Annotated in this window: 4 protein-coding genes; 2 read left to right on the top strand and 2 right to left on the bottom strand. The window is 60.9% G+C overall.

What is annotated here, in order from left to right:
• Both AAC083_RS15210 and AAC083_RS15205 read left to right on the top strand, forming a co-directional pair.
• Positions 1-389: PfkB family carbohydrate kinase (locus AAC083_RS15210; protein WP_181364769.1), on the top strand; the 389-nt coding region annotated here is incomplete at its 5' end.
• Positions 389-1,399 (top strand): substrate-binding domain-containing protein, encoded by a 1,011-nt coding sequence (locus AAC083_RS15205; protein ID WP_108537038.1) that lies wholly within the window; start codon positions 389-391, stop codon positions 1,397-1,399. The genes AAC083_RS15210 and AAC083_RS15205, both read left to right, overlap by 1 nt.
• A 442-nt stretch (positions 1,400-1,841) precedes the next feature.
• Here AAC083_RS15205 and cobB read toward each other — a convergent pair whose 3' ends face one another.
• Together cobB and AAC083_RS23180 are read right to left on the bottom strand one after the other, a co-directional pair.
• Positions 1,842-2,615 (bottom strand): Sir2 family NAD+-dependent deacetylase, encoded by a 774-nt coding sequence (gene cobB / locus AAC083_RS15200; RefSeq protein WP_042034948.1) that lies wholly within the window; start codon positions 2,613-2,615, stop codon positions 1,842-1,844.
• Positions 2,616-2,705: 90 nt separating this feature from the next.
• On the bottom strand, positions 2,706-3,036 hold a 331-nt coding region (locus AAC083_RS23180; RefSeq protein ID WP_375134761.1), incomplete at its 5' end, for a GNAT family N-acetyltransferase.

Here is a 3,036-nt window from a genome sequence, read left to right as displayed (position 1 = left end):
CCCCCAATCAGACCGAAGCCGAGCTGCTGACCGGCGTCAAGGTGTGCGACGAGGCCAGCGCCCGCGAAGCGGCTGCCCGCTTCCACCAGATGGGAATAAGCGATGTGATGATCACCCTGGGATCGCAAGGGGTCTATTGCAGCAACGCGCAACAGCAACAACTCATCCCGGGCTTTCGGGTCGAGGCGGTAGACACCACAGCCGCAGGCGACACCTTTAACGGCGCCCTGCTGGCTGCCGAGCTGGCCGGAGCCGATTTCAAGGCAGCGGTGCGCTTTGCCCATGGTGCGGCAGCCCTCTCCGTGACCCGCTTCGGGGCCCAGAGCTCGATCCCGGAGAAGGGTGAAGTCGACGCCTTCCTGCTTGCCCAGACTGCGCAGGGGCACTGATGGCCAACATCAAGGAGGTGGCGGCGCTGGCCGGTGTCTCTACCACCACCGTCTCCCACGTTATCAACGAAACCCGCTTCGTGGCCGAGGATACGCGGGAGCGGGTCTTTGCGGCCATGCGCGATCTCAACTACGCCCCCAGCCTGGTGGCCCGCAGCCTCAAGGTGAAAGAGACCAACAGCATCGGCATGCTGGTCACCACCTCCAGCAACCCCTTCTTCGCCGAGGTAGTGCGCGGGGTGGAGCGCTACTGCTTCGAACAGGGCTACAACCTGATGCTGGGCAACACCGAAGGTCAGGCCGAGACGGCGCTTTCCTACCTCAAAATGATGCTGCGCAAGCGGGTCGACGGCCTGCTGATCATGTGCAGCGAGGGGCAGCAAGAGGTGTTCAACCAGCTCGACTGGCTCAAGAACCTGCCGGTGGTGGTGATGGACTGGGGCATGGAGAGCAAGGACGTGGATCTTATCGCCGACAACTCCCATCGCGGCGGCTATCTGGCCACCCGCCATCTGATTGAACTGGGCCATACCGACATCGGCTGCATTACAGGCCCCCACAGCCGCGCCCCCGCCAACCAGCGGCAGGCAGGTTTTGAACAGGCGTTGCAGGAGGCGGGTCTCACGGTCAATCAGGAGTGGATCCAGGAAGGGGACTTTGATTGCGCCAGTGGTTTCAGTGCCATGCAGCGGCTGCTGGCCCAGCCCAAACGGCCGAGCGCCCTCTTCATCTTCAACGACATGATGGCCATGGGAGCCATCAGTGCCGCCCATCAGGCGGGGTTGAACATACCGCAGGATATCTCCATCGTCGGCTATGACAACGTGGCGCTGGCGCAATACCTCTCGCCACCGCTCACTACCATCAATCAGCCCAAAGAGGAGCTGGGACGCCTCGCCGTCACCCGGCTGCTAGCGCGGATCAACGGGGTGAGGGTGGATAATCACCTGATCACTGTCGATCCTGACCTGGTGATCAGACAATCCTGCGCCCCCTTACCCGCCCCCTGATTTTCTAAACACACCATGCAAAAAGGGCGCCCCTGGGTCTAACGCAAGGCCGTTAAGAGAGTTTGAGTCCCAACCCGCGAGGTATAAGGGCTAAAGAGTGAGGGAGGCTTGATGCCTCCCTCTTTTTATTGGATGCCAGTCAGGGCAAAGGTGTCAGCCACATTGACATTTTAACCATGGTACCGCTCCTGTTATTCTAAATTTCGAATATTCAGTCACAAAAATGCTTAACTGACTGACGTTAACCCCTGGTTCGCCCTTTTTATCGCAGCCAATAAGGCCTGCAGCTCACTGCGCACCCGGTGCCAGGCGTATCAACAACGGTCCCAGCAGCAGGTTATATCACTGTGAACATGACTATCTGTGCCAAAAAAGTCCCGCGTTTGGGTTGCCAGTGTGGCGATTTCACCAGGTCATTGCAGCGGTGGCATGACACAGTAGCTCAGGAACCGCGCATCTCCATCCAGTTGTGACCGTCGATCTGTTTGGGTTGATGCACACCACAATGTTGCAGCAGCTCGTCAACGAAGGCGGGCACCAGCAAGGACGCCGGTCCGTAGCGCTTCTCGTCAAACTGGCTGCCCACCTCGCTCGGCTCCAGATTGAGCTCTATGGTATGGGCCCCATTCAGCCCTGCCTCATGCACGAAACCGGCGGCGGGATAGACGGCCCCCGAGGTGCCGATGGAAATGAAGAGATCGCACTGGGCCAGCGCGCCGTAGATGCGATCCAGCCCGAGCGGCATTTCGCCAAACCAGACCACGTGCGGGCGCAATGGCTGAGGAAACTGGCAGCAGGAGCAGAGTTCATCCTGATGCAGATCGCCACGCCACTCGATCACCTGGCCCGACTCGGGACAGCGGGCCTTGAGCAGCTCACCGTGCATGTGGATGAGGTTAGTGCTACCCGCACTCTCGTGCAGGTTGTCGATATTCTGGGTCACCAGGGTGACTGTGCCCGGCAGCAGGCGCTCGAGGCGAGCCAGCGCATAGTGGGCCGGGTTGGGGTGGATCTGCGGCTGTTGCAACTGATGGCGGCGCGCGTTGTAGAAGCCTTGTACCAGGGCGGGATCCCGCGCGTACCCTTCCGGGGTCGCCACATCCTCCACCCTGTGCTCTTCCCACAAACCGTCGCAGGCACGGAAGGTCTTGATGCCGGATTCAGCAGAGATCCCGGCGCCGGTAAGGATGACGATGTGTTTAGCTGACTGCACCATGATGATTTTCCTCTGACCGTATACAAGGCTGACCTTAGCACAGGGTGAAAAACAGGCCTATTCGCCCTTGGTCTTATGAGGATACCCGCGTCACAGGGTATCAAGCACGCTCAGATCAAGCCGAACAAACACCAGCTCCCGCCCCGTCACCAGGGTGAGTGGCAGCCCCAGCCCACGCAGGAGTGCCAGCATGGGGCGATTCTGGGCCAGCACCTCTGCCGTCCATTCACGAATACCTTCCGCGCGCGCCAGCAGCGCCAGTGCCAACAAGATGCGCCTGCCCGCCCCCCTGTGCTGGAAGTGATCCGCCACCAGGCAGGAGAACTCGGCTCGATCCGGGTGCAGCCGCCGCCGGATGGACTGGGCCTGGGCCAGCGGCCGCCCCAGACCATCGGTGAGCAACAAGCCTATCTGGGGCGCT

Origin of the sequence: Aeromonas sp. HMWF014 (assembly GCF_963878295.1) — a bacterium.
Taxonomy (GTDB): Bacteria; Pseudomonadota; Gammaproteobacteria; order Enterobacterales; family Aeromonadaceae; genus Aeromonas; species Aeromonas popoffii.
The sequence above is the reverse complement of the archived record's forward strand: the minus strand, read 5'-3'. Positions and strand labels throughout refer to the sequence as shown.